A 2,642-nucleotide genomic window follows, 5' to 3' on the forward strand; every position below is an offset into this window, starting at 1 on the left:
GATCCGACCCGCTGGCATCCGAACCGCGAGGAGAATATGATTCTCACCCAGTAGATACGAGAATCTCGCACTCGCGAGGGACAGGGGCCGTCCCATGGCGCAACGCCGCTACCTGCATCTGAACCTGGTGGCCAACGACCTCAACCTGCACCAGGGCGCCGCGAAGGCAGAGCAGGCGCGGGGCGTCCCGGACCGCGGCGCCTTCGAGCGGCTGCTCGAGTACGGCCGCTTCGGCGACGAGGGGCTCTTCACCGCGCTCTTCGTCGGCGACATCCCCGGCATGCAGGGCTCGCCCGCCTTCGACGGCGGCCCCGCCGAGCCCATCACCGCGCTCACCGCGATCTCCCAGCACACCAGGTATGTCGGGCTCATCGCGACGGCGTCGACCACCTTCTACGACCCCTACAACCTGGCCCGGCTGCTGGCCTCGCTCGATCAGGCCTCCGACGGCCGCGCCGGCTACAACGCCGTCACCTCGGTGGTCGACCGCTTCGCGCTGAACTACAGCCTCGACCGGCACCTGGACCGCGAGGCGCGCTACCGGCGCGCCGACGAGTTCCTGCAGGTCCTGCGCGGGCTGTGGGACAACCGCTCGCTGCGCCCGGATGCCGACGGCCGCATCAGGTTCCACGCCGAGCCGATCGACCACCGCGGCGAGCACTTCCAGGTCACCGGTCCGCTCAATATCGCGCCCAGCCGCCAGCAGCGCCCGCTCATCGCCCAGGCGGGCGGGTCGGGGGCGGGCATCGCGGTGGCGGCCACCCACGCCGACATGGTCTTCACCAACTCCTCGACCCGCGCCGCCGCCATCGCCTACCGCGAGACCCTGGACAAGGCGCTCGTCGCGGCGGGTCGGACGCCGGGCACCGTCCCGCCGGTCCCCGGCCTCATCCCCTACCTGGGCCGGACCACCGCCGAGGCCGAGGAGAAGCTGCGCGAGCTGGACAGCCACGTCGACTGGGCCGCCATGGCGCCCTTCGCGCTCGGGCAGTTCGGGCTGGACATCCCGCTCGGTGACGTGCACGAACCGTTCCCGTTCGACCTGCTGCCGCGTCCGGAGGAGGTCGAGTCGACGATCAAGAGCACCTTCGGCAACTACGTCGCGCTCTACACCTTCATCCAGGAGCGGCCCGGGGTGACCGTCGGCGAGGTCGTCGCCCAGGCGGTGGGGCGCGGCGGGGCGACCCACCGCAAGTTCGTCGGCTCCTACGACGAGCTCGTCGACGACTTCGCGCTCTGGCACGGGGACGGCGCGGTCGGCGGCTTCAACCTCATGTTCGCCGCAGGCGCGGCGGCCATCCGGGAGTTCGTCGACGAGGTCGTGCCGCGCCTCGTCGACCGCGGCATCTACCGTCCGACGCCCTTCGACATCCCCCTGCGCGACCGCTTCTGAGAGCGCGGACAGCGGTGGTCAACTGTGCAGCGTGGTGCCGGGGGCTGACCGTACTGCCGCTGGTAGCGGGCTGCGAAGCGGGAGAGGTTGGCGTGGCCCCAGCGGCGAGCGATGACGGCGACGGTGTCGCCGCGGGCGGGATCGGCGGCGAGCAACTCCGCGTGGGCACGCTCGAGGCGGACCCGGCGCAGGTAGCCCATCGGGGTGGTGTCGTAGTGGCGGCGGAAGCCGTACTGCAGGGCGCGGGCGGTGACCCCGGCGACTTCGGCGAGCTCGCCGACGGTGACGGGCCGGTCGGCGTGGGTGCGCAGGTATTCGATCGCGCGGGCGAGCGCGGCCGTTCCCGCCGCCTCGGGCTCAGATCCGGGCGGTGCGCCGGTGGTGTACGGGAAGACCAGGAGCGCGGCGCCTGCGAGCATGCTCAGGGCATGCTCGACGAGCAGCGGGTTCCCGGCGAGCGCGGAGTCGGGGTTCATCACCTCGCGGTGCACCGTCTCGGAGAGCCAGAACCAGTAGCGGTCCAGCGCCGGGGTCGCGGCGGCGATCCCGGTGAACGCCAGCCCGGCCGCGGCGTCGGGGCCGTGCAGGACCGCGGCGGCCTCGATGATCCGGGCCATGGGCAGCGTGATCACGTTCATGTCCAGGTCGCGGATCTCGCTGTCGAATTCGGCGCCGGGCGGCTGGATGGCGCTGTGCCCGGGCAGGTAGCGCTCCTCGTGGCGGTGCATGGTGATGGCGAGGCTGCCCGCGTGGATGTTCTCGATGGTGAGGACGTCGGTGATCGGCTCGCACTGCACGAAGTAGTCCAGGCTCGACCGCAGCCGGTCCGCGCGCAGGTCACCGGTCTGTCCGGCGAGGACGGAGAACGACGCCCGCTCGGGCATGTTCAGCACCCGGGCGCGGCTGCCGGTGTAGAGCTGGGTGAGCGTGTCGCTGATCTGCTCGGCGTCGGTGGTGGCGAAGCTGCGGTGCGATACCGCGGCCGGGTCGCCGGTGTCACCGTTCACAGGATCGTCCTCTCCGGGACGGCTCGGCGGTCCCGCCGATCCGTGGTCACCGCCCTCCACCCTGCCGCATCGCTACCGAAAGCGGAACCATCGCCACGCACCGTTCAGCGCAGCGCGCGCAGGTGCCCACCTGTGAGAACCGAGCAGGCCGGGCGGCGAGGATCGTGCCTCGCCGCCCCGCCGGTCGCGGGGGTGGTGAGTCGCGGAACGCGTCCTAGACCGTCTCCCCCCCCCCCAAGAGG

General features: G+C 71.9%; 2 protein-coding genes. One reads left to right on the plus strand and one right to left on the minus strand.

Translation table 11 applies throughout. The features are described from left to right. Positions 1-94: 94 nt before the first annotated feature. Entirely contained in the window at positions 95-1,393 is a 1,299-nt protein-coding gene (locus ACFUUZ_RS31640) for an NtaA/DmoA family FMN-dependent monooxygenase (protein ID WP_378702715.1), read from the plus strand. Here ACFUUZ_RS31640 and ACFUUZ_RS31645 read toward each other — a convergent pair. After that, the gene (locus ACFUUZ_RS31645) at positions 1,348-2,400 is read right to left on the minus strand and encodes a helix-turn-helix transcriptional regulator (protein ID WP_378702716.1); all 1,053 of its coding nucleotides are present in this window, start codon (positions 2,398-2,400) and stop codon (positions 1,348-1,350) included. The genes ACFUUZ_RS31640 and ACFUUZ_RS31645 overlap by 46 nt on opposite strands. Positions 2,401-2,642 lie beyond the last annotated feature (242 nt).

Origin of the sequence: Nocardia sp. NPDC057353 (assembly GCF_042667085.1) — a bacterium.
Taxonomy (GTDB): domain Bacteria; phylum Actinomycetota; class Actinomycetes; order Mycobacteriales; family Mycobacteriaceae; genus Nocardia.

Excerpts from the sequence above, each read along its gene's own strand:
- ACFUUZ_RS31640 (WP_378702715.1), top strand. The coding sequence starts at position 95 with ATGGCGCAACGCCGCTACCTGCATCTGAACCTGGTGGCCAACGACCTC.